This window comes from Actinokineospora globicatena (genome assembly GCF_024171945.1).
GTDB lineage: Bacteria > Actinomycetota > Actinomycetes > Mycobacteriales > Pseudonocardiaceae > Actinokineospora > Actinokineospora globicatena.
In genome coordinates this window covers 145,006-162,672 of the sequence record NZ_JAMTCR010000002.1, presented here as the reverse complement: position 1 = coordinate 162,672, position 17,667 = coordinate 145,006, and the positions used below count along the sequence as shown (strand labels likewise).

At 71.0% G+C, this 17,667-nt stretch carries 22 protein-coding genes; 15 read left to right on the top strand and 7 right to left on the bottom strand.

Annotated features, from left to right (window positions below):
* Positions 1-104: 104 nt before the first annotated feature.
* Genes mshB through LV79_RS00765 form a run of 3 tightly spaced genes read left to right on the top strand, consistent with a single transcriptional unit; the run spans position 105 to position 2,206 of the window.
* Entirely contained in the window at positions 105-977 is an 873-nt protein-coding gene (mshB, locus tag LV79_RS00775) for an N-acetyl-1-D-myo-inositol-2-amino-2-deoxy-alpha-D-glucopyranoside deacetylase (RefSeq protein ID WP_253831248.1), read from the top strand.
* Positions 974-1,372, top strand: coding sequence for a hypothetical protein (locus LV79_RS00770; RefSeq protein WP_253831247.1), 399 nt, complete (start codon positions 974-976; stop codon positions 1,370-1,372). Before mshB ends, LV79_RS00770 begins: the two co-directional genes overlap by 4 nt.
* A 24-nt stretch (positions 1,373-1,396) precedes the next feature.
* A complete protein-coding gene (locus tag LV79_RS00765) occupies positions 1,397-2,206 on the top strand; it encodes a hypothetical protein (protein WP_253831246.1) in 810 nt (269 codons plus the stop codon).
* A gap of 182 nt (positions 2,207-2,388) precedes the next feature.
* On the opposite strand, the gene LV79_RS00760 is transcribed toward LV79_RS00765, so the two are convergent.
* Complete coding sequence (locus LV79_RS00760) at positions 2,389-3,108, bottom strand: GNAT family N-acetyltransferase (protein WP_425547613.1); 720 nt, start codon at positions 3,106-3,108, stop codon at positions 2,389-2,391.
* Positions 3,109-3,256: 148 nt separating this feature from the next.
* On the opposite strand from LV79_RS00760, the gene fdxA reads away from it, so the two are divergent.
* Positions 3,257-3,577 carry a ferredoxin gene (gene fdxA / locus LV79_RS00755; protein WP_253835650.1) on the top strand — a complete coding sequence of 107 codons (321 nt, stop codon included), beginning with the start codon at positions 3,257-3,259 and terminating at the stop codon, positions 3,575-3,577.
* Positions 3,574-4,650 (top strand): succinyldiaminopimelate transaminase, encoded by a 1,077-nt coding sequence (gene dapC / locus LV79_RS00750; RefSeq protein ID WP_253831244.1) that lies wholly within the window; start codon positions 3,574-3,576, stop codon positions 4,648-4,650. The genes fdxA and dapC overlap by 4 nt, the downstream gene beginning before the upstream one ends.
* 528 nt (positions 4,651-5,178) lie before the next feature.
* Here the strand turns inward: dapC and LV79_RS00745 are convergent.
* Positions 5,179-5,526: a hypothetical protein gene (locus tag LV79_RS00745; protein ID WP_253831243.1), complete on the bottom strand. Its 348-nt coding sequence runs from the start codon at positions 5,524-5,526 to the stop codon at positions 5,179-5,181.
* A 320-nt stretch (positions 5,527-5,846) separates the two neighbouring features.
* Here LV79_RS00745 and LV79_RS00740 point away from each other — a divergent pair, with 320 nt between their 5' ends.
* Positions 5,847-6,473: a RhiA family protein gene (locus LV79_RS00740; protein WP_253831242.1), complete on the top strand. Its 627-nt coding sequence runs from the start codon at positions 5,847-5,849 to the stop codon at positions 6,471-6,473.
* 142 nt (positions 6,474-6,615) lie between these two features.
* Positions 6,616-7,722: a hypothetical protein gene (locus tag LV79_RS00735; protein ID WP_253831241.1), complete on the top strand. Its 1,107-nt coding sequence runs from the start codon at positions 6,616-6,618 to the stop codon at positions 7,720-7,722.
* A 229-nt stretch (positions 7,723-7,951) separates the two neighbouring features.
* Here the strand turns inward: LV79_RS00735 and LV79_RS00730 are convergent, their stop codons facing one another.
* Complete coding sequence (locus LV79_RS00730) at positions 7,952-8,821, bottom strand: CHAD domain-containing protein (protein WP_253831240.1); 870 nt, start codon at positions 8,819-8,821, stop codon at positions 7,952-7,954.
* Positions 8,822-9,042: 221 nt separating this feature from the next.
* On the bottom strand, positions 9,043-10,026 hold the full coding sequence (gene dapD / locus LV79_RS00725) for a 2,3,4,5-tetrahydropyridine-2,6-dicarboxylate N-succinyltransferase (protein WP_253831239.1): 984 nt from the start codon (positions 10,024-10,026) through the stop codon (positions 9,043-9,045).
* Positions 10,027-10,070: 44 nt separating this feature from the next.
* Here dapD and dapE point away from each other — a divergent pair, with 44 nt between their 5' ends.
* From dapE to LV79_RS00710, 3 genes are read left to right on the top strand one after another with little or no spacing between them, the layout of a single operon-like run.
* On the top strand, positions 10,071-11,138 hold the full coding sequence (gene dapE / locus LV79_RS00720) for a succinyl-diaminopimelate desuccinylase (RefSeq protein WP_253831238.1): 1,068 nt from the start codon (positions 10,071-10,073) through the stop codon (positions 11,136-11,138).
* A 55-nt stretch (positions 11,139-11,193) separates the two neighbouring features.
* On the top strand, positions 11,194-11,982 hold the full coding sequence (locus tag LV79_RS00715) for an LOG family protein (protein ID WP_253835649.1): 789 nt from the start codon (positions 11,194-11,196) through the stop codon (positions 11,980-11,982).
* Entirely contained in the window at positions 11,964-12,515 is a 552-nt protein-coding gene (locus tag LV79_RS00710; protein WP_253831237.1) for an LOG family protein, read from the top strand. The genes LV79_RS00715 and LV79_RS00710 overlap by 19 nt, the downstream gene beginning before the upstream one ends.
* A gap of 3 nt (positions 12,516-12,518) precedes the next feature.
* On the opposite strand, the gene LV79_RS00705 is transcribed toward LV79_RS00710, so the two are convergent.
* Positions 12,519-13,190, bottom strand: coding sequence for a lysophospholipid acyltransferase family protein (locus LV79_RS00705; RefSeq protein WP_253831236.1), 672 nt, complete (start codon positions 13,188-13,190; stop codon positions 12,519-12,521).
* Between the two features lie 95 nt (positions 13,191-13,285).
* Between LV79_RS00705 and folP the strand changes: the two genes are divergently transcribed.
* Positions 13,286-14,155, top strand: coding sequence for a dihydropteroate synthase (folP, locus tag LV79_RS00700; protein ID WP_253831235.1), 870 nt, complete (start codon positions 13,286-13,288; stop codon positions 14,153-14,155).
* On the top strand, positions 14,152-15,057 hold the full coding sequence (locus LV79_RS00695; RefSeq protein ID WP_253831234.1) for a glucosyl-3-phosphoglycerate synthase: 906 nt from the start codon (positions 14,152-14,154) through the stop codon (positions 15,055-15,057). The genes folP and LV79_RS00695 overlap by 4 nt, the downstream gene beginning before the upstream one ends.
* On the opposite strand, the gene LV79_RS00690 is transcribed toward LV79_RS00695, so the two are convergent.
* Complete coding sequence (locus LV79_RS00690; protein WP_253831233.1) at positions 15,054-15,554, bottom strand: GNAT family N-acetyltransferase; 501 nt, start codon at positions 15,552-15,554, stop codon at positions 15,054-15,056. The genes LV79_RS00695 and LV79_RS00690 overlap by 4 nt on opposite strands.
* A gap of 59 nt (positions 15,555-15,613) precedes the next feature.
* On the opposite strand from LV79_RS00690, the gene LV79_RS00685 reads away from it, so the two are divergent.
* Genes LV79_RS00685 through LV79_RS00675 form a run of 3 tightly spaced genes read left to right on the top strand, consistent with a single transcriptional unit; the run spans position 15,614 to position 16,885 of the window.
* Positions 15,614-15,916, top strand: coding sequence for a DivIVA domain-containing protein (locus LV79_RS00685; protein ID WP_253831232.1), 303 nt, complete (start codon positions 15,614-15,616; stop codon positions 15,914-15,916).
* A complete protein-coding gene (locus LV79_RS00680; protein ID WP_253831231.1) occupies positions 15,900-16,328 on the top strand; it encodes an SRPBCC family protein in 429 nt (142 codons plus the stop codon). Before LV79_RS00685 ends, LV79_RS00680 begins: the two co-directional genes overlap by 17 nt.
* Positions 16,325-16,885 carry a DNA-3-methyladenine glycosylase I gene (locus tag LV79_RS00675; RefSeq protein ID WP_253831230.1) on the top strand — a complete coding sequence of 187 codons (561 nt, stop codon included), beginning with the start codon at positions 16,325-16,327 and terminating at the stop codon, positions 16,883-16,885. The genes LV79_RS00680 and LV79_RS00675 overlap by 4 nt, the downstream gene beginning before the upstream one ends.
* On the opposite strand, the gene LV79_RS00670 is transcribed toward LV79_RS00675, so the two are convergent.
* The gene (locus LV79_RS00670; RefSeq protein WP_253831229.1) at positions 16,872-17,660 is read right to left on the bottom strand and encodes an enoyl-CoA hydratase-related protein; all 789 of its coding nucleotides are present in this window, start codon (positions 17,658-17,660) and stop codon (positions 16,872-16,874) included. The two genes, LV79_RS00675 and LV79_RS00670, sit on opposite strands and share 14 nt — an antisense overlap.
* Positions 17,661-17,667 lie beyond the last annotated feature (7 nt).

Here is a 17,667-nt window from a genome sequence, read left to right as displayed (position 1 = left end):
GGGTGCTGCCGCCGGGGCCATTGGCCCCGCGCCGGTTGTCCGGTGCCGGTGCTCGGCCAGTCCGACGCACCGGCACCGCCCTACACGCCCTTAGGCTGAACCCGATGCTGACAGCGCCACCTCGACTTCTGCTCGTCCACGCCCACCCGGACGACGAGAGCCTGTGGACCGGCGGGACCATCGCCAGGTACGCGGCCGCGGGCGTCCAGGTCACCCTGGTCACCTGCACGCTCGGCGAGGAGGGCGAGGTCATCCCCGCCTCGTTGGCCCAGCTCGGCCCGGAGGCCGCCGACCAGCTCGGCGGGTACCGGGTCGGCGAGCTGCGCGCCGCGTGCGCTGCCCTCGGCGTCTCCGACCACCGCTACCTCGGCGGCATGGGCCGCTGGCGCGACTCGGGCATGGCGGGTGTTGGCGCTAACGGCCACCCTCGCGCTTTCGCCGGTGGAGACCTCGCCGAGCAGACCGAGGCTCTTACCGCGATCCTGCAAGACGTCCGGCCGCAGGTCGTTGTCACCTACGGGCCCGATGGCGGGTACGGTCACCCGGACCACATCCGTGCCCACGAGATCACCGTCGCCGCTGTGGCGGGTGTCCCCGAGGTGGCGCGGCTGTACTACACGGTGGTGTCCAAGCGGGCCGTGGAGGACGGGATCGCCTCGCTCGCCGGGGTCGACGGGCTCCCGTGGCGTTTACCTGCCGCTGGTGAGCTGCCGGTCGTGGACGACGACGAGATCACCACCTCGGTGTTCATCGGGGACCACCTGCCCGCCAAGCTCCGCGCGCTGCGGGCGCACGCGACGCAGGTCAGCGTGTGGCAGGGCCAGGACGGCACTGACGCCTACGCGCTGTCGAACGGGATCGCGCAGCCGGTGGTCGAGCACGAGTACTACGCGCTGGCGCGGGGGACCGCCGACACCATCGAGTCGGACGTGTTCGGCGGGCTCGCCCCGGTCGAGCACGTCGGCGCCGACCGGTGACCACCGGCGAACGCGTCCGGTACGGCGGGCTGTTGGCCGCGAGCGTCGTGCTCGCCGTGTTCGAACTGTTCTTCCTGCCGCTGCGCTTCGACGGCCGGGTGCTGCCGGACCTGTGGGCGCTGCCGTTCCCGATCACCGCCGTGCTGGCCGGGTTCACCATGCCGTGGCTGGTGGTGCGCGCGGGCCGGATCAAGGCCAAGGCCTCCGTCGCGGGCGGACCCCTCTACATCTGGCTCGCGACCCTGTTCGCCTTCGTGGTCGTCGCCCCCGGCGGTGACATGATCATCATGACGAACTGGCGCACGCTGCTGCTGCTGGCCGCCGCCGTGTTCCCGGCCACCGTCAAGATCGGTGACATCCTCGCCGCCGCGACCAAGGCCGCCGCCCGTGACTGACGGCGCGCGGGTCAGGAGGTGCCGATGAGCGAGTTGATCACCGACAAGCATGTGGTGTCCGTGCTGCGCCCGTTCGTCCGCGCCACCACCCCGGTGCTGGGCGCGCTGCGCGACGCCGACCCGCTCGGCCTGGTCCGCCGGGTCATGGGTGCCCGCGAGGAGCACGAGGCCGCGATCGAGATGGCCAAGGTGGACCCCAGCGTGGTGAAGGGCCTGGAGAGCGTCCGGGTCCCCGGCACCGCCGCCTGGCACACGATGACGGTCGCCGAACGCGAGGACTGGTGGGTCAACCGCGTCGGCCGCGTCACGGTGCTGATGGCCGCCATCCCCGGCATCGGCGGCGCGCTCGCCGACCGCCTCCCGATCCAGGACACCCTCGCCACCGCGGGCCAGGGCCTGGTGCTCTCCGCCATCGCGGTGGAACACGGCGCCGAGGACTCCGGCACCCGGGTCCGCCTCATCGCCCACGTCCTGTTCGACCGCGACATCGACCCCCTCCTGGCCAGCGGCGAGGGCGACCTGCTCACCGACGAGGAGGAAGACGCCGCCACCGCCGAGATGACCGCCGACCTCGACGAGTCCCAACGCGCCCACGGCAAGATCACCCCCAAGGCCGCCGCCAAGTCCCTCTGGCGCCTCGGCCGCACCCTCCTCGCCCTGGGCGACGAACTGGACAAACGCCCCCAAGGTCGCTTCTACCACAAAGCCATGGGCATGCTCCCTGTCGTCGGCATGGCAGGCGACTACCTTGGCGAACGCAGCGCCCTCAAACGCGCGGCCAAAAAGGGCAGCAAGTGGCTCCACGCCTTCCCGCCCACCGGCGGCCCTCTCTAGCCCCGCTCCCGTCGGTGGCATCTTGTTGCCACACCTCCCATCGAGACACCCCCGCGCTGGCCCACACGCGGACTTCGGGGGCACCGGTCTCACGGTCATCAGGGAGTGCCCGCGTCCGGTGGCGTGGCCCGAGGTCGGATGAGAGGCCCGGGATGGAGCTGGAGCAGGCTGGGATCGGGCGGTTAGGGCTGCGGGGGCAGCCAGTACCGGTAGCGGTGGGACTCGCGGTAGCCGTGGTGGCGGTAGAGGTCCCAGGCCGGGTGGTTGTCGGTGGCCACTTGGAGGAGGCGGGTGGTGGCGCCGGTGGCCCAGAGGTCCAGACCTCCGAGGAGGGCGGTGGCGATCCCTTGCCGTCGGTAGTCGGGGAGGACTTCCACGACTGCGATATGTAGCCAGTCGTCGATAAGGCAGCCCCGGGCTATTCCCACAATGCGGTCGTCGCGGTTCACTGACGCGAAACCGACGTTCGGTCCGCTAGTCAGCACGTGCCGTTGCGCGTCGGTGACTCTGCCGCCCACGGCTAGCTCCAACCAGCCCTCCGGCGGCTCGGTGTCCACCACAGCGGTCGCGCTGCCTGTCCCGAGGGGACTGTGCAGAACGGCCGATTCGGCGCCCTTCGGGTGGGCGGTGTTGATCGACCAGCCGTGGTCGGACAGCTCGCGTTCCCAGTGCGACCCCACGACGACCTGCGCATATGGGCGGATCCCGTGCTCATCCGCGAAGGTGACGACGTGTTTGAGGGCTCGCTCGGTGGGCATCCCGGGATCGCCGATGACGAGCGCGCTGTTAGCCCTACCGGTGTAGCCGCCCGCTGCCCTGAGGCGCCATTCCCCAAGACGGCGGCTTACCTGCGGTGGCCACGCGTCGGCACAAACTGCCTCTAGTGTCGGTACCCTGCTCACCCCGCGAGTCTGGCCCCTATCAGCCCGTACACGTGTGTGAGCTAGACAGCACCGGGTGCGTGCTCACTCGGCGGCCGGTAGATACTGTCGAATGTCGCGCATCCTTCCCGAGTGCGCGCGCAACACCATGAAGGAGCAGGAGAGCGCAGTGACCTACGTGATCGCCGAGCCCTGCGTCGACCTCCTCGACAAGGCATGCATCGAGGAATGCCCGGTCGACTGCATCTACGAGGGCGACCGGATGCTCTACATCCACCCCGACGAGTGCGTGGACTGCGGCGCCTGCGAACCGGTGTGCCCCGTGGAGGCCATCTACTACGAGGACGACGTCCCCGACCAGTGGTCCGCTTACACGAAGGCCAACGTCGACTTCTTCAACGACCTGGGTTCGCCCGGTGGCGCGTCGAAGGCGGGCAAGGTCAGCGCTGACCCCGACTGGGTCAAGGCCCTGGAGCCCCGGGGCGAGTGAGCTTCCCCGAACTGCCGGACTTCCCCTGGGACGTCCTCGCCGACCACGCCGCCCGGGCCAGGACGCACCCGGACGGCGTGGTCGACCTCTCGATGGGCACCCCGGTGGACCCCGTCCCCCCGCTCATCCAGGCCGCCCTCACCACGGCGGCCGAACTCCCGGGCTACCCGACCACGCACGGGCTGCCCGAACTGCGCACGGCCGCTGTCGACGCCCTGGAGCGCCGCCACGGAGTCGGTGGGCTGGACCCGGACGCGGTCCTGCCCACCATCGGCTCGAAGGAACTCGTCGCCTGGCTCCCCACCCTGTTGGGTGTGAAGTCGGTCGTGATCCCGGAGGTGGCCTACCCGACGTACGAGGTTGGTGCGCGCCTCGCGGGCGCCTCCTACGTCCGGACTGACGGCCTGACGGCGCTCGGCCCCGCCGCCCCCGGCCTCATCTGGCTCAACTCGCCGTCCAACCCCACCGGCCGCGTCCTCCCGGTCGAACACCTCCGCAAGGTCATCGCGTGGGCGCGCGAACGCGGGACCATCGTGGCGTCGGACGAGTGCTACCTGGCCCTGGGCTGGGAAACGGAACCGGTCTCGATCCTGCACCCGTCGGTCAACGACGGAGACCCGACCGGGCTCTTGGCCGTGCACTCCCTGTCGAAGACCTCCAGCCTCGCCGGTTACCGAGCGGGCTTCGTCACCGGTGACCCCGCCTTGGTCCGAGGGCTGCTCGAGGTCCGCAAACACGCGGGCCTCATCGTCCCCCGGCCGGTCCAGGCGGCCATGACCGAGGCCCTGGTCGACGACGCCCACATCGCCGCCCAGAAGTCCCGCTTCGCCGCCCGCCGGGCCCAGCTCCGCCCGGCGCTCGAGGCAGCGGGCTTCCGCATCGACCACTCCGAAGCGGGCCTCTACCTCTGGGCCACCCGCGACGAACCGGCCTGGGCCACGACGGAGTGGCTGGCCGCCCGCGGCATCCTGGTCGCCCCCGGGACCTTCTACGGCCCCGCAGGCGCCCAGCACGTCCGCATCGCGCTCACCGCCACCGACGAGCGCATTGCCAGCGCCGTCGCGCGCCTCTAGCAACCAGCGCGAGCACTGGCGCCACACGCGCGGTAGGGCAGTCGGCCGCTCGTCCCGCCGCGTCGTGTGCCGCCTCTTGACCTGTCTGCGCGCTCATTCGCCTACAGGCCCCTGATAGCCCTATCTCTATGCGGCATCCGGTAGTTCACCACCCGCGGTGTGGTGAACTACCGATCCGCGCCGCCATTCGGTGGTGTGCACTGCTCCAGGCCCCACCATTTGGCGGCTTGCGCCCCTGTGTCCTCTTGTGTCGCCGCTCTTCCGCTATGGAGTTGTTTTTGCCGTCGCACGGCCGTGGGTGTTTCTCGTGCACCTCCCTTCGGTGATCGAACTCCGGTCGACATTAATCCGAGACCTCATGCTGGCGGACTTCGCATTCGCGCTCTCCTTCCGTCTCAATCCGGCTGGCCGCCCGCGCGCTGGGCGTGCCAACGAATTCGACGCTATCGACAGTGGGGGACGGGGCGCAAGGTCTGGTTCTGCCCTGTGGATGGCTGGTGCGGTTGTGGATAACTCGGCGTAAGTCCCCTAGTCGGGTGATCGCGGAATCGGGGTTTCGTGACCGGTTTCGTAACCACCCAGGATGTGGCCCCGCCGGGACAGCTCCGTGGCCAGGTGCGCGGTCTCGGCGAGCAGCCCGTCGAGCGGGTCGGTGCCGTCCGGGGGTTGCCAGCCTTGGGAGAGCAGCAGTAGGCGGTCAGCGTTGTCGCGCAACTGGAGGGCGAGTTGTCCTAGCTCGATGCGTTCACGTACCTCGGCGGCGACCGCTCTACTGCGGTACGCGCGTTGGCGGCAGGCCGCGGTGCAGTACCGCCTAGGCCTACCTGAACCGGCGACCACCAGCGGCCGTCCGCAGTATTCGCAGACTTTTGTCACCACTCCCGGGTGGCGTTTCTCGGCGGCCGACATCAAATGCCCTGACTTTCCGTATGCCTGGGCTGAGCACTATCGAGCGAACCAGGTTTCGTTGACGAGCCCACCGGCCAGTGGTTCACTGAAAGGGTCTTCGAAATGCCGAGAGCGCCGGGGGCGGCTTTCGGAGGCGGGGTCACGCAGCACCATTCCGTCAGGCAGTACCTTTCCGGCGCCGAGCGCTGTTCACGCTCGGCGTCACCAGACCGGGCGATATTCGGCTTCCCCACCTGTGCCGCCCGCGTCACCTCCACCATTCCACCCCCTCGTTGGGAGCCTTCAGCATGTCCACTCAGTACTCGCTCACCGTCACGAACAATTCGACCCAGTTCCAGGACCTGTGTGTCTACCAGAAGCCGGTTGACCTCGGCGTGCCGAACGCGCTGTCGCTGGCCTGGTTGACCGCGCCCGCGTGGCCGGGCACCACGGTCACCTTCACCTGGTCGCTGGACTACAGCTTCGTCTGGGCGCAGACCGGCTCGCTGCAGCCGGGCGTCACCTTCAAGGCCCAGCAGACCATCGGCGCCGACCCGGAGAACCTGGCGAACAACCAGATCCAGTTCGACTACCGGCAGGGTGCCTTCACCTTCCTCGACGGCGCCGCGGTCGGCACCCCGCAGCTGGGCTCGCTCTACATCCGCGAGCTCAACGGTGTCCCGGCCAACTCGGCCACCGTCGGCATCGGCATGTCCAACGCGGGCACGTTCGCGGTGCAGGCGCAGCCGAACACCAACCTGGTGTTCACCCCGCACCCCGAGTACTGGCTCACCGCGGGCACCTTCACCGCGGGCGAGGTGCTCGACGTCGAGCAGATCACCAATGAGGCCGCGGTGCCCTACGACGGCACCTTCGCGATGAGCGCGGTGCTCAACTCGAAGAACGTCTGGCAGATCAGCGCGGGCGAGGTCTGACCGATCCCGCCCGCGCCCATCGCCAGGCGCGGGCGGTCCCCCAGATGGCGGCCACGGCCGCCGTCCGGCGGGGCGCGGGGCCCGCACCCCCGCGCCCCGCTGTCCCCGCGCGCCCACAACCACGCCACGCCAAGGAGACGTCGTGACGAACTACACCAAGATCCAACTCATCAGCTACGGCGCGGTCACCTCCACGCCGACCCGGGTGCTCGCCGGTGACCAGTCCAACCGCTACTACGAGGACCTGGCCAGCCGGGGTCGCACGCTCTGCGACGTCGCCGACTGGGCCGCCACCACCTCGGCGTCCTCGCTCGCCGACCCGGAGACGCTCAAGGTCTTCGTCGCCCCCGAGTTCTACTTCCGCTACGGCGGCCCGTCCGACCCACCGGAGGTCCTCAACGACAGCTACCCCGATGGCGAGCAGCTGCTGCCCCGGCTCGCCGAGGAGATCCTGAAACCGCACTTCGCCGCCGAGGGGTACGCGGACTGGGTGGTGGTGGCAGGGTCGATGTTCTGGCACAAGCGCGGCCCGGCGCACCCCAGCTACTTCAACACCACGCTGGTCATCAACGGCGGCCCGGACACCGCGCTCACCCCGCAGGAGCGCGCCGACAACGCCGACGTGCGCGCGCTGGCCACGGTGGGGGCCGCCACCACCAACCAGAAGTCGCTGATGTCCAACATCGACTACGCGATCGGCGTCGACCGCTCGGAGTGGGACGCCTCGCTCAACCCGATGTTCCGGCTCAGCTTCACCGACGACGAGTTCTGGCGCTGGCACGTGTTCGCCGCCCACGGCAAGCACGGTCCGCAGGGCCAGCCGCTGGTCTTCGGGCTGGAGGTGTGCCTGGAGCACATCGTCGCCTACGCGGGCTCGGACTCCGACGTCGGACTGCTGCGCACCATGGAGGCCAGGGTGCCCGACCAGCCGGAGGTCGACATCCACCTGGTCACCTCGTGCGGCATGACGCTGAACCCGGCCTTCGGCGTCGCCGCGCGGGACGACGGCTACGCCATGATCGTCGACGGCATGCAGCCCGGCGTGCCGCCGCTGCCGTGGCCCAACGCCGATGTCCGCCGGGTCACCCGGGTCCAGCACGACGGCAGGCGCTCGGTCGGCGCCTCCGCACGCGTGCTGTCCACCCGCCCGGTGCCCACGAACCTGCAACTGGGCGTCGCGGGCAGCAGGCACAACCCGCTCGACTCGGTCGCCGTCTGGGAGGCGCAGCCGCTGGCCGACGTCGTCTGACCCACCGCGCCGCTGGCCTTCGGGGATGAGCCCAGCGGACCCCGTGGTCGATCACTCACCCTGCCGCGGAGCGTGAGTGATCGACCCGAGAAGCCCCACCACCAACCACGCGTCCGCCAGGTTGAGGCGGTCAGAAAGGAGATCGGCAACGCGCGATACCGCTGGGAACACAACTCCATAGTGGAAACGGGGCACAGCACTTCAGTCCATAATGGACTACGGGGCTGAACTACTCGGGAGCTCGGTCGAACAGGGACTGGGCGGCGAGGTCGACCTCGGTGAGCAAGGGGCGCCACTGGGTCCGGCAGTGCGCCTTGCGGGCTCGTTCGCGTTCGACCAGGCGGCCCGCGGCGAACACGACGGTGACCGGGACACCGTCGCCGAGGTCGGTGAGCAGGCCGCGGATCGTCTCCTCGGCGATCACCGCGTCCTGGTGGTCACCGAGGACGTCCTGGAACTCCTTGGTGGCCGAGACCAGGGCCTTGATCCGCTTGCGGGCGGCGGGCTCGGCCATCTCGGCGGCGTACCGCAGGCGCTTGCCGTGGATGCGCAGCTCGTGCAGGTCGTCGTCCGGGGGGTTCTCCCCGAGGGCCTCGGCGGCCCGCATCAGCTTGCGGTGCGGCTTGCGGACCACGCTGATGAGCGCGGGCGGCTCATCCTCGGTGTCCTCGACCGGGACGGCGGTGGCGGAGGTCGCCGCCTCGCGCAGGGCGTCGAGCAGCTTGCGGTACCGCTTGCTGCGCAACACCCGCCGCATGGTCTGCCGGGCCGCGCGCCGCTGCACCACCAGGCCGTGCAGCAGCGTCTCGACGGCGGCCAACTCGTCCTCGTCGAAGCCGACCGCCCTGGCGCGCAGGCTGTCCAGCTGCACATCCAGGTCCCGGACGGCGCCGAGCGAGGCACCGAGCCACTTCAGCTCGGCGTCCAACCCCGGCGTCGGCAACCCCGCCTTGAGCGCGGCCCGCGCCCGTCGCACGGCCACCCGCATCTGGTGCACGTGCTCGGGGTCAGAGCCCTCCCGCGCACCCTCGGTACGCGTGGTCAGCTCCTCTGCCTGCACCAGCAGCCGGGCCTGGACCTGTTCGACGAGTTCAGTCACACCGGACATCGTATGTCCCCGCCCGTTCAGCCCCGGTTCACTCGGCCCGGGCTGCCCAAGCTCAGGGCAGAACTGGTCCGCTCGAGACCCGTGCGTTCAGGCAAGCGTGCTCGCGCCTGGGGCAGAGTCGGTTCTTGGGGCTCGACTCGCTCAGGCGCGGGTTCGCTGAGGCTGGGGCCGGTGAGGGCCGGGACTGTGGGCCGGGTCGGGGCTGGTGGCGGTTAGTCGTTGGTGTGGAGGGCGGTGTTCAGCTCGATGCCGGTGCCGTCTCGGCGGACTACCTCGACCGCGCCGGTGGTGGAGTTGCGGCGGAACAGGATGCCGGACTCGCCGGAGAGTTCGCGGGCCTTGACCAGGGTGCCGTCGGTCAGGCGCACCTTGGTGCCTGCCGTCACGTACAGGCCCGCCTCCACCACGCAGTCGTCGCCGAGGGAGATGCCGACGCCTGCGTTGGCGCCGAGGAGGCAGCGTTCGCCGACGCTGATGACCTCTTTGCCGCCGCCGGAGAGGGTGCCCATGATCGAGGCGCCGCCGCCGACGTCTGAGCCGTCGCCGACCACGACGCCCGCGGAGATGCGACCCTCCACCATGGACGCGCCGAGGGTGCCCGCGTTGAAGTTGACGAAGCCCTCGTGCATCACGGTCGTGCCGGTCGCCAGGTGCGCGCCGAGTCGCACCCGGTCCGCCTCGGCGATCCGCACGCCGCTGGGCAGCACGTAGTCGACCATGCGCGGGAACTTGTCCACGCCGTAGACGGTCACCTGGCCCCTGGTCCGCAGCCGCAGCCGGGTCGCCTCGAAGCCGTCGACCGGGCAGGGGCCGTGGTTGGTCCACACGACGTTGCTGAGCAGGCCGAACACGCCGTCCAGGTTCTGGCCGTGCGGGCGGACCAGGCGGGCGGAGAGCAGGTGCAGCCGCAGGTACACGTCGTGCGCGTCGGTGGGCGGGCGCTCCAGGTCGTCGATGACCGTGCGCACGGCGACGACCTCGACACCGCGCACCGGGTCCGGGCCCAGCAGGGCCGCCACCCCGGCGCCCAGTTCGGTGGTCGCCTCGTCGGCGGAGAGCCGGGTGGTGCCCGCCTCGGTGGTCGCGCCCAGCCGGGGGCTGGGGAACCAGGTGTCCAGGACGGTGCCCTCAGTGGTCACCGTCGCCAGGCCGACGCCGTGGGCGCCCTTGCTCTCACTCGCTTCCGCGCTGCTCACACGGCACACGGTAGCCAATGCCGCGACGAGTAAGGTGACGGGCCGTGACCGTTGAGTTGGATCTCACCATCGACCCCGTCGACCTCACCGTCGCGCTCGTCGCCGCCCCCAGCGTGTCCGAGGAGGAGGCCGAGCTCGCCGACGCGATCGAGCGCGCGCTGCGGTCGCAGGCACCGCACCTGGAGGTCGTCCGCACCGGCAACGCGGTGCTGGCCCGCACGAACCTCGGCCGCCCGTCGCGCGTGGTGTTCGCCGGTCACATCGACACCGTCCCGGTGAACGACAACCTGCCGCCGCGGCTGGTCGACGGCGTGCTGCACGGCCTGGGCAGCGTCGACATGAAGGGCGGGGTCGCGGTCATGCTGCACCTCGCGGTCACCGTCACCGAGCCCAAGCACGACCTGACGTTCCTGTTCTACGACTGCGAGGAGATCGACGCCGCGCGCAACGGTCTCGTCCGGGTCGAGCGGGACTTCGCGGACTGGATGCGCGGCGACCTCGCGGTGGTGTGCGAGCCGTCCAACGGCGTGGTCGAGGCGGGCTGCCAGGGCACGATGCGCGTCGAGCTGCGCAAGACCGGCCAGCGGGCGCACACCGCTCGCGGCTGGATGGGGGTCAACGCGATCCACGCCCTCGGCGCCGTGATGTCCACATTGGCCGCTTACGAGACCCGCACGGTCGACATCGACGGCTGCACCTACCGCGAGGGGCTCCAGGCGGTGCACATCTCCGGTGGGGTCGCGGGCAACGTCGTCCCGGACGCGGCGCTGTTGCGCATCAACTTCCGGTTCGCGCCCGACCGCAGCCAGGAGCAGGCCGAGGCGCACATGCGTGAGGTCTTCGCCGGGCACGACGTGACCGTGGTCGATTCCGCGCCGGGTGCCCTGCCCGGCCTGAGCGCGCCAGCCGCCCGCGAGCTGGTCGAGGCGGCGGGGGGCACCCCGGTGGCCAAGCTCGGGTGGACGGACGTGGCCCGCTTCGCCGCGCTGGGCATCCCGGCGGTCAACTTCGGACCGGGTGACCCGACGCTGGCGCACACCCAGCAGGAGAACGTCCCGGTGGAGCAGATCACCAGGTGCGCGCGGGTGCTTCGCCTGTTCGTCGGCGGATAGTCGCCATTAGCCCGTTCGGGGACAACGTGATCGTCCTAGACTCAGGCCCGTGACCATCGACGGACCCCAGGACCTCGGCAGCGACCTCTCCGACGAGGTGCACCCCCCGGAGCGCCAGCGCGGGCCGGTGACCCTGCGCCGCGGCCGCAGCGAGGAAGCCACCACGACCGACCAGCGGCTGCTCGACTCGCGCGGCCCGTCGGACTGGGTGCACACCGACCCGTGGCGGGTGCTGCGCATCCAGGCCGAGTTCGTCGAGGGGTTCGGCGCCCTGGCCGAGGTGCCGCGCGCGGTCACCGTGTTCGGCTCGGCCCGCACCAAGCGCGAGGACCCGGAGTACCAGCTCGGCCGCGACATCGGTGCCGCCCTCGCCGCCTCCGGTTTCGCCACCATCACCGGCGGTGGACCCGGCGCGATGGAGGCGGTCAACCGGGGTGCCTCGGAGGCCGGTGGCCTGTCCATCGGGCTGGGCATCGAGCTGCCGTTCGAGCAGGGCCTCAACCCGTGGGTCGACCTCGGCGTGAACTTCCGCTACTTCTTCACGCGCAAGACGATGTTCATCAAGTACTCGCAGGCTTTCATCTGCCTGCCGGGCGGGTTCGGCACCCTGGACGAGCTGTTCGAGGCGCTGACCCTCGTGCAGACCAAGAAGGTCACCAAGTTCCCGGTCGTGCTGTTCGGGACCTCGTACTGGGGCGGCCTCTACGACTGGCTGCGTGCGTCCGTCTTCGAGGGCGGCAAGATCGGCGAGAAGGACCTGTCCCTCTTGCACCTCACCGACGACGTGGACGACGCGGTCAGCGTGGTCGAGAAGGCCTACCAGGCGTGGAGCGACGCGCATTGAGCCGCGCGGTGGCTGTCTACTGCGGCTCTCACTCGTCGGTCCCCCGGTCGTACCTGGACCTTGCTGACGAGGTGGGCCAAGGCATCGCGGCCCGGGGTTGGACCCTGGTCTGGGGTGGCTCCGGGGTGTCCATGATGGGCTCCGTCGCGCGGGCCACCCGTCGCGGCGGAGCCAGGACCGTCGGTGTCATCCCGCGCGCCCTGGTCGACCTGGAGGCCGCCGACCCGGACGCCGACGAGCTGATCGTCGTCGACACCATGCGCGAGCGGAAGCGCGAGATGGACGACCGCGCCAACGCGTTCCTGACCCTGCCCGGCGGCCTCGGCACCTGCGAGGAGCTGTTCGAGGTCTGGACGTCGCGCTACCTGGCGATGCACACCAAGCCGGTCGTGCTGCTGGACCCCGACGACCACTACGCGGGCATGCTCGAGTGGGTCCGCGGCCTGCGCTCCCGGGGTTTCGTCAGCGACGTGGCCCTCGACGCGCTGGTCGTCGCCCGCACCGCCGAGGAGGCGCTGGCCGCCTGCGCCTAGCGATCAGGCGGCTTCGCTGGGGCGCTTGTGGTATGAGTCGACGTACTCTTGGCCGCTGAGCTCCAGGATCGCGTACATGACCTCGTCGGTCACGGCGCGGCGGATCGGCAGCGAGTTCGCCATGCCGTCGTAGCGGGAGAAGTCCAGCGGCTCGCCGAAGCGGACCGTGATGCGGTGCGGCCGGGGCCACTTCTTGCCCGCGGGCTGCACCTTGTCCGTCCCGATCAGCGCCACCGGCACCACCGGTGCCTTGTGCTCGAGCGCCAACTGCGCCACCCCGGTGCGGCCCCGGTGCAGCTTGCCGTCCAGCGACCGGGTGCCCTCCGGGTGGATGGCGAACGCGTCACCGCCGTCGAGCACCTCGCCCGCGACCTCCAGCGAGGCCAGTGCCGCGCGGCTGTTGTCGCGCTCGACGGGGATGGCCCCCAGTGAGCGGAACAGGATCCCGACCAGCCGCTTGCCGATCGAGCCGCCCGCGAAGTACTCGGCCTTGGCCAGGAACGCGACCCGGCGGGAGACCATCATCGGCACCACGAAGCTGTCGATCACCGCGAGGTGGTTGATGGCCAGGATCACCGGCCCCTTGGTGGGCACCCGGTCGGCGCCCTCGACCACGGGCCGCAGGAACAGCCGGGCGAGGGACGAGAGCACGACACGCAGCGTGCGGTAGAACACGGATGGGCCTCCTCGGTCGCACCCAACTGTAGCCGGCGCCCGCCCCGGCCACCGCGCGGTGGAGACGCCGCTCACCCATGGCACGATCGGTAGCCATGACCGCTCTCCGGTTCGGCACGCGCGAGGTCACCCAGGACCGCGCCCTGGTGATGGCGATCGTCAACCGGACCAGGGACTCGTTCTACGACCGGGGTGCCACCTTCGCCGAGTCGGCCGCGCTCGCCGCCGTCGACCGGGCGGTGGCCGAGGGCGCCGACATCGTCGACATCGGCGGTGTCCGGGCCGGGTCGCACGGTGAGCCTGTCGACTCCGCCGAGGAGGCGAGCCGGGTCGTGCCGTTCGTCGCCGCCGTGCGCGAGCGCCACCCCGACCTGGTGATCAGCGTTGACACCTGGCGGCACGAGGTCGGCCGCGCGGTCTGCGAGGCGGGCGCCGACCTGATCAACGACACCTGGGCTGGCGCGGACCCGAGGCTGGCCGAGGTGGCCGCCGAGTTCGGCGTCGGCATCGTCTGCTCGCACACCGGCGGCGCCGCTCCGCGCACCGACCCGCACCGCGTCCGGTACGGCGACGTGGTCGGCGAGGTCGTCGCGGAACTGGTGGAGCGCGCCGAGCGGATGGTCGCCCTCGGTGTCCCGCGCGAGGGCGTGCTGATCGACCCGACGCACGACTTCGGCAAGAACACCTGGCACGGCCTGGAGTTGTTGCGCCGCCTGGACGAACTCGTCGCGACGGGCTGGCCGGTGCTGATGGCGTTGTCCAACAAGGACTTCGTCGGCGAGACGCTCGACGTCACGCTGGACGAGCGGGTCGAGGGGACGCTGACCGCGACGGCGGTGTCCGCGTGGGCGGGCGCCAAGGTGTTCCGCGCGCACCAGGTCGCCAGGACCAGGCAGGTCGTCGACATGGTCGCCTGCATCGCGGGCACCCGCCCCCCGGCCAGGGTGACCAGGGCCCTGGCGTGAGCGGCCTGGCCCGCGCGACCTGGCAGAGTCCCGAGTGGACCGTCACGCAGCTGGTGCGCGCCAAGGGGAACCGCACGGTCAGCGTCGTGCTGCCCGCGCTCAACGAGGAGGACACCGTTGCTGCCGTGGTCGCATCGGTGCGACCGCTGGTGGGCACGTTGGTCGACGAGTTGGTGGTCATCGATTCCGGCTCGACGGATCGCACCCGTGCGTTCGCCGAAGCCGCGGGGGCCCGCGTTGTCCAACGCGACGCCGTGTTGCCGACCGTGCCGCCGCGACCGGGCAAGGGCGAGGTCCTCTGGCGCTCACTCGCCGCGACGGCCGGTGACCTGGTCGTGTTCCTGGACTCCGACCTGGTCGACCCCGACCCCGCGTTCGTCCCGCACCTGCTCGGCCCGCTGCTCACCGCGCACGGCGTGCACCTGGTCAAGGGCTTCTACCGGCGCCCGCTGCGGCTGGAGAGCGAGGAGGTCGGCACCGGCGGCGGTCGGGTCACCGAGCTGCTGGCCCGCCCGGTGCTCTCCGCGCTGCGCCCCGAGCTGGCCGACATCATCCAGCCGCTCGGCGGCGAGTACGCGGCTACCAGGGAGTTCCTGACGTCGGTCCCGTTCGCGGCCGGGTACGGGGTGGAGATCGGCCTGCTGCTCGACGCGCACACCCGCTACGGCCTCGACGGCCTGGCGCAGGTCAACCTCGGCGTCCGCAAGCACCGCAACCGCTCGCTGCTGCAGCTGGGCGTGATGGCCCGGCAGATCCTGGGCACCGCGCTCGACCGCTGCGGCGTCCCCTCGGGCACCGGGGTGCTCACCCAGTTCGTCCAGGTCGGCGGCGAGTGGCTGCCGGACCGGACCGAGGTGCTCGTCGCCGACCGCCCCCCGATGGCCGCGGTCCTGGGCGACTAGAGCGGCCTGCTCAGGTGGTACTCGGTGATCGTCGGGTCGTTCGGGTAGGCCATCTCCTCGCCGGTCGGCCGGAACCCCAGCCGGTCGTAGAACCGCCTGGCGCGGGGGTTGGTCTCGACCACCCAGGCCTTGACGGCGGTGGCGCCCTCCGCCTTCGCCCAGGCGACGACCGTCTCGACCATCTCGGTCGCCAGAGCGGTTCCGCGAGCGGCTGGCGCGGTCCAGACGGAGATCATCTCAACTTCGTCGCCAGGGATGCCGACGCTGATCGCGACCGGCTCGTCGCCGTCGAAGGCGAGGAAGACGGCGTGCCGCAGCGGCCAGCTCCGCCAGTGGTCCTCGTCGTAAGGGAGCTCCCGGGCGAGGTTCGACGCGAACGCGTAAGGGGCCTCGGTGAGGGCGGCGATCCGGATCGCGCGGATCGCGGACCAGTCGGCGGGGGAGGCGCGGCGGATGGCCATGATCGCCAGCGTCGTCCGGGCCCGGGCGGCGGGCAAGGAGTTTTTCTGGCCCGCACCCGCTGCGCCGACCGGCCGCGCCGTGACACGATCTGCCCGTGACCACCGTGCTCATCTACCTCGTCGTCATGGCGCTCGTGGCGGCCGTGGTGTTCCTCCTCGCCTCCGTGGTGTTCGGCCGCGGCGAGGAGTTGCCCGCGCTACCCCCAGGTGCCTCGCCGACCCGGCTGCCCGAGGCCGACGTCACCGGTTCCGACGTGCGGGCGGTCCGCTTCCAGCTCGTCTTCCGCGGCTACCGGATGACCGAGGTCGACTGGGTGCTCAAGCGCTTGGGCGGCGAGATCGACCAGCTGCGCGCCAAGGTGGCCGAACTGGAGAAGGCGGATGATCCGAGTCGTTGAGCGGGTCGACGTCGCCGCCCCGGTCGAGACGACCTGGGCCGCGATGACCGACTGGGCCGGGCAGGGCGCGTGGATGCTGGGCACCACGGTCCGCGTGACCAGCGGCGACGGCCGTGGCGTCGGGTCGACCCTGGCCGCGTTCACCGGCCTCGCGCGCATCGGGTTCACTGACCACATGGAGATCACCGAGTGGCGGCCGCCGGTCCGCTGCGCCGTCCGGCACACGGGGTGGCTCGTGCGCGGTACCGGCGTCTTCGAGGTCGTCGATCGGGGCGCCGGTAGCTCTACCTTCGTCTGGCGTGAGGACCTGAACGTGCCCCGACTGCTGTGGGCGCCGGTCAGCCCGGTGTTCCGCGCGGGCCTCCGTGCCTCCCTGCGCCGCTTCGCCGCTTTCGCGCAGGCCAGGGCATGACCGAGCTCGTCCGCTGCGCGTGGGGCGACACGGCCCCGGATTACGCTGAGTACCACGACAACGAGTGGGGCGTACCGCTGCGCGGCCAAGACGCGATGTATGAGCGCGTCAGCCTAGAGGCGTTCCAGAGTGGCCTGTCCTGGATCACGATCCTGCGCAAGCGCGAAGCCTTCCGGGAGGCGTTCGCCGGGTTCGTGCCGGAGCGGGTCGCCGAGTTCGGGCCGGACGACATCGACCGGCTGATGAGCGACGTCGGCATCGTGCGCAACCGGGCCAAGATCGAGGCCACCATCCGCAACGCCCGCGCCATCGGTGAGCTCGACCAGCCGCTGGACACCCTGCTCTGGTCGTTCGCGCCGACCGGGGCGCGCGCCCGGCCCCGCACCATGGCCGACGTCCCGGCGATCACGCCCGAGTCGACGGCCATGGCCAAGGCCCTCAAACGCCGTGGTTTCGCCTTCGTCGGCCCCACCACCTGCTACGCCCTCATGCAGGCCACCGGCATGGTCGACGACCACATCAGCACCTGCTGGCGGGCGGGCGTCAGCGGCCGGTGAACACCGGTGGCCGCTTGGCCACGAAGGCCGCGACGCCCTCGCGGTGGTCCTCGGTCGCCCCGGCCTCCGCCTGGGTGCGGCCCTCGACCGCGAGACCGTCGGCCAGGGTGGACCCGGCGGAGGCGAGCATGGCCTCCTTGATCTTGGCGTAAGCCGTGGTCGGGCCAGCCGCGAGCCGGGTCGCCAGGGCGTGCGCGGTGGTGAGGACCTCCTCGGCCGGGACCACCTGGTTGACCATCCCGATCCGCAAAGCCTCGTCCGCGGCGACCGGGCGGGCCAGCAGGAACAGCTCCATCGCGCGGCCGTACCCGATCAGGCGCGGCAGGGTCCACGCCGAGCCCGAGTCCGCCGTCAGCCCTACCCCGGCGAAAGCCATCAGGAACTTCGTCGACTCCGCCGCGATCCGCAGGTCGCACGCGTACGCGAACGACGCCCCGGCGCCCGCCGCCATCCCGTTCACCGCGGCGATGATGGGCTTGGGCAGCGTGGTGATCGCCGTCACGATCGGGTTGTAGTGCTTGTCGACCGTCGCCAGCGGGGCAGGGTCACCTGCCTCCAAGCGCTCCAGGTGCTCCTTGAGGTCTTGTCCCGCGCAGAACGCCTTGCCCGCGCCAGTCAGCACCACCGCCCGCACGGCGTCATCCGTGCCAGCGGCCTCTAGGGCCGTGAGCAGGGCTTCCTTCAGTTCGACCGTGAGCGAGTTGAACGACTCCGGTCGGTTCAGCGTCAGCGTGCGCACCCCGTCGCGGTCTGAGATCGTCAGCACCTCGGCCACTGGTCGC

What these genes read in the sequence shown, in the direction of transcription:
- mshB (WP_253831248.1), top strand. Translation starts at nt 105, where the DNA reads ATGCTGACAGCGCCACCTCGACTTCTGCTCGTCCACGCCCACCCGGAC.
- LV79_RS00765 (WP_253831246.1), top strand. Translation starts at nt 1,397, where the DNA reads ATGAGCGAGTTGATCACCGACAAGCATGTGGTGTCCGTGCTGCGCCCG.
- LV79_RS00740 (WP_253831242.1), top strand. Translation starts at nt 5,847, where the DNA reads ATGTCCACTCAGTACTCGCTCACCGTCACGAACAATTCGACCCAGTTC.
- folP (WP_253831235.1), top strand. Translation starts at nt 13,286, where the DNA reads ATGACCGCTCTCCGGTTCGGCACGCGCGAGGTCACCCAGGACCGCGCC.
- LV79_RS00680 (WP_253831231.1), top strand. Translation starts at nt 15,900, where the DNA reads ATGATCCGAGTCGTTGAGCGGGTCGACGTCGCCGCCCCGGTCGAGACG.
- LV79_RS00675 (WP_253831230.1), top strand. Translation starts at nt 16,325, where the DNA reads ATGACCGAGCTCGTCCGCTGCGCGTGGGGCGACACGGCCCCGGATTAC.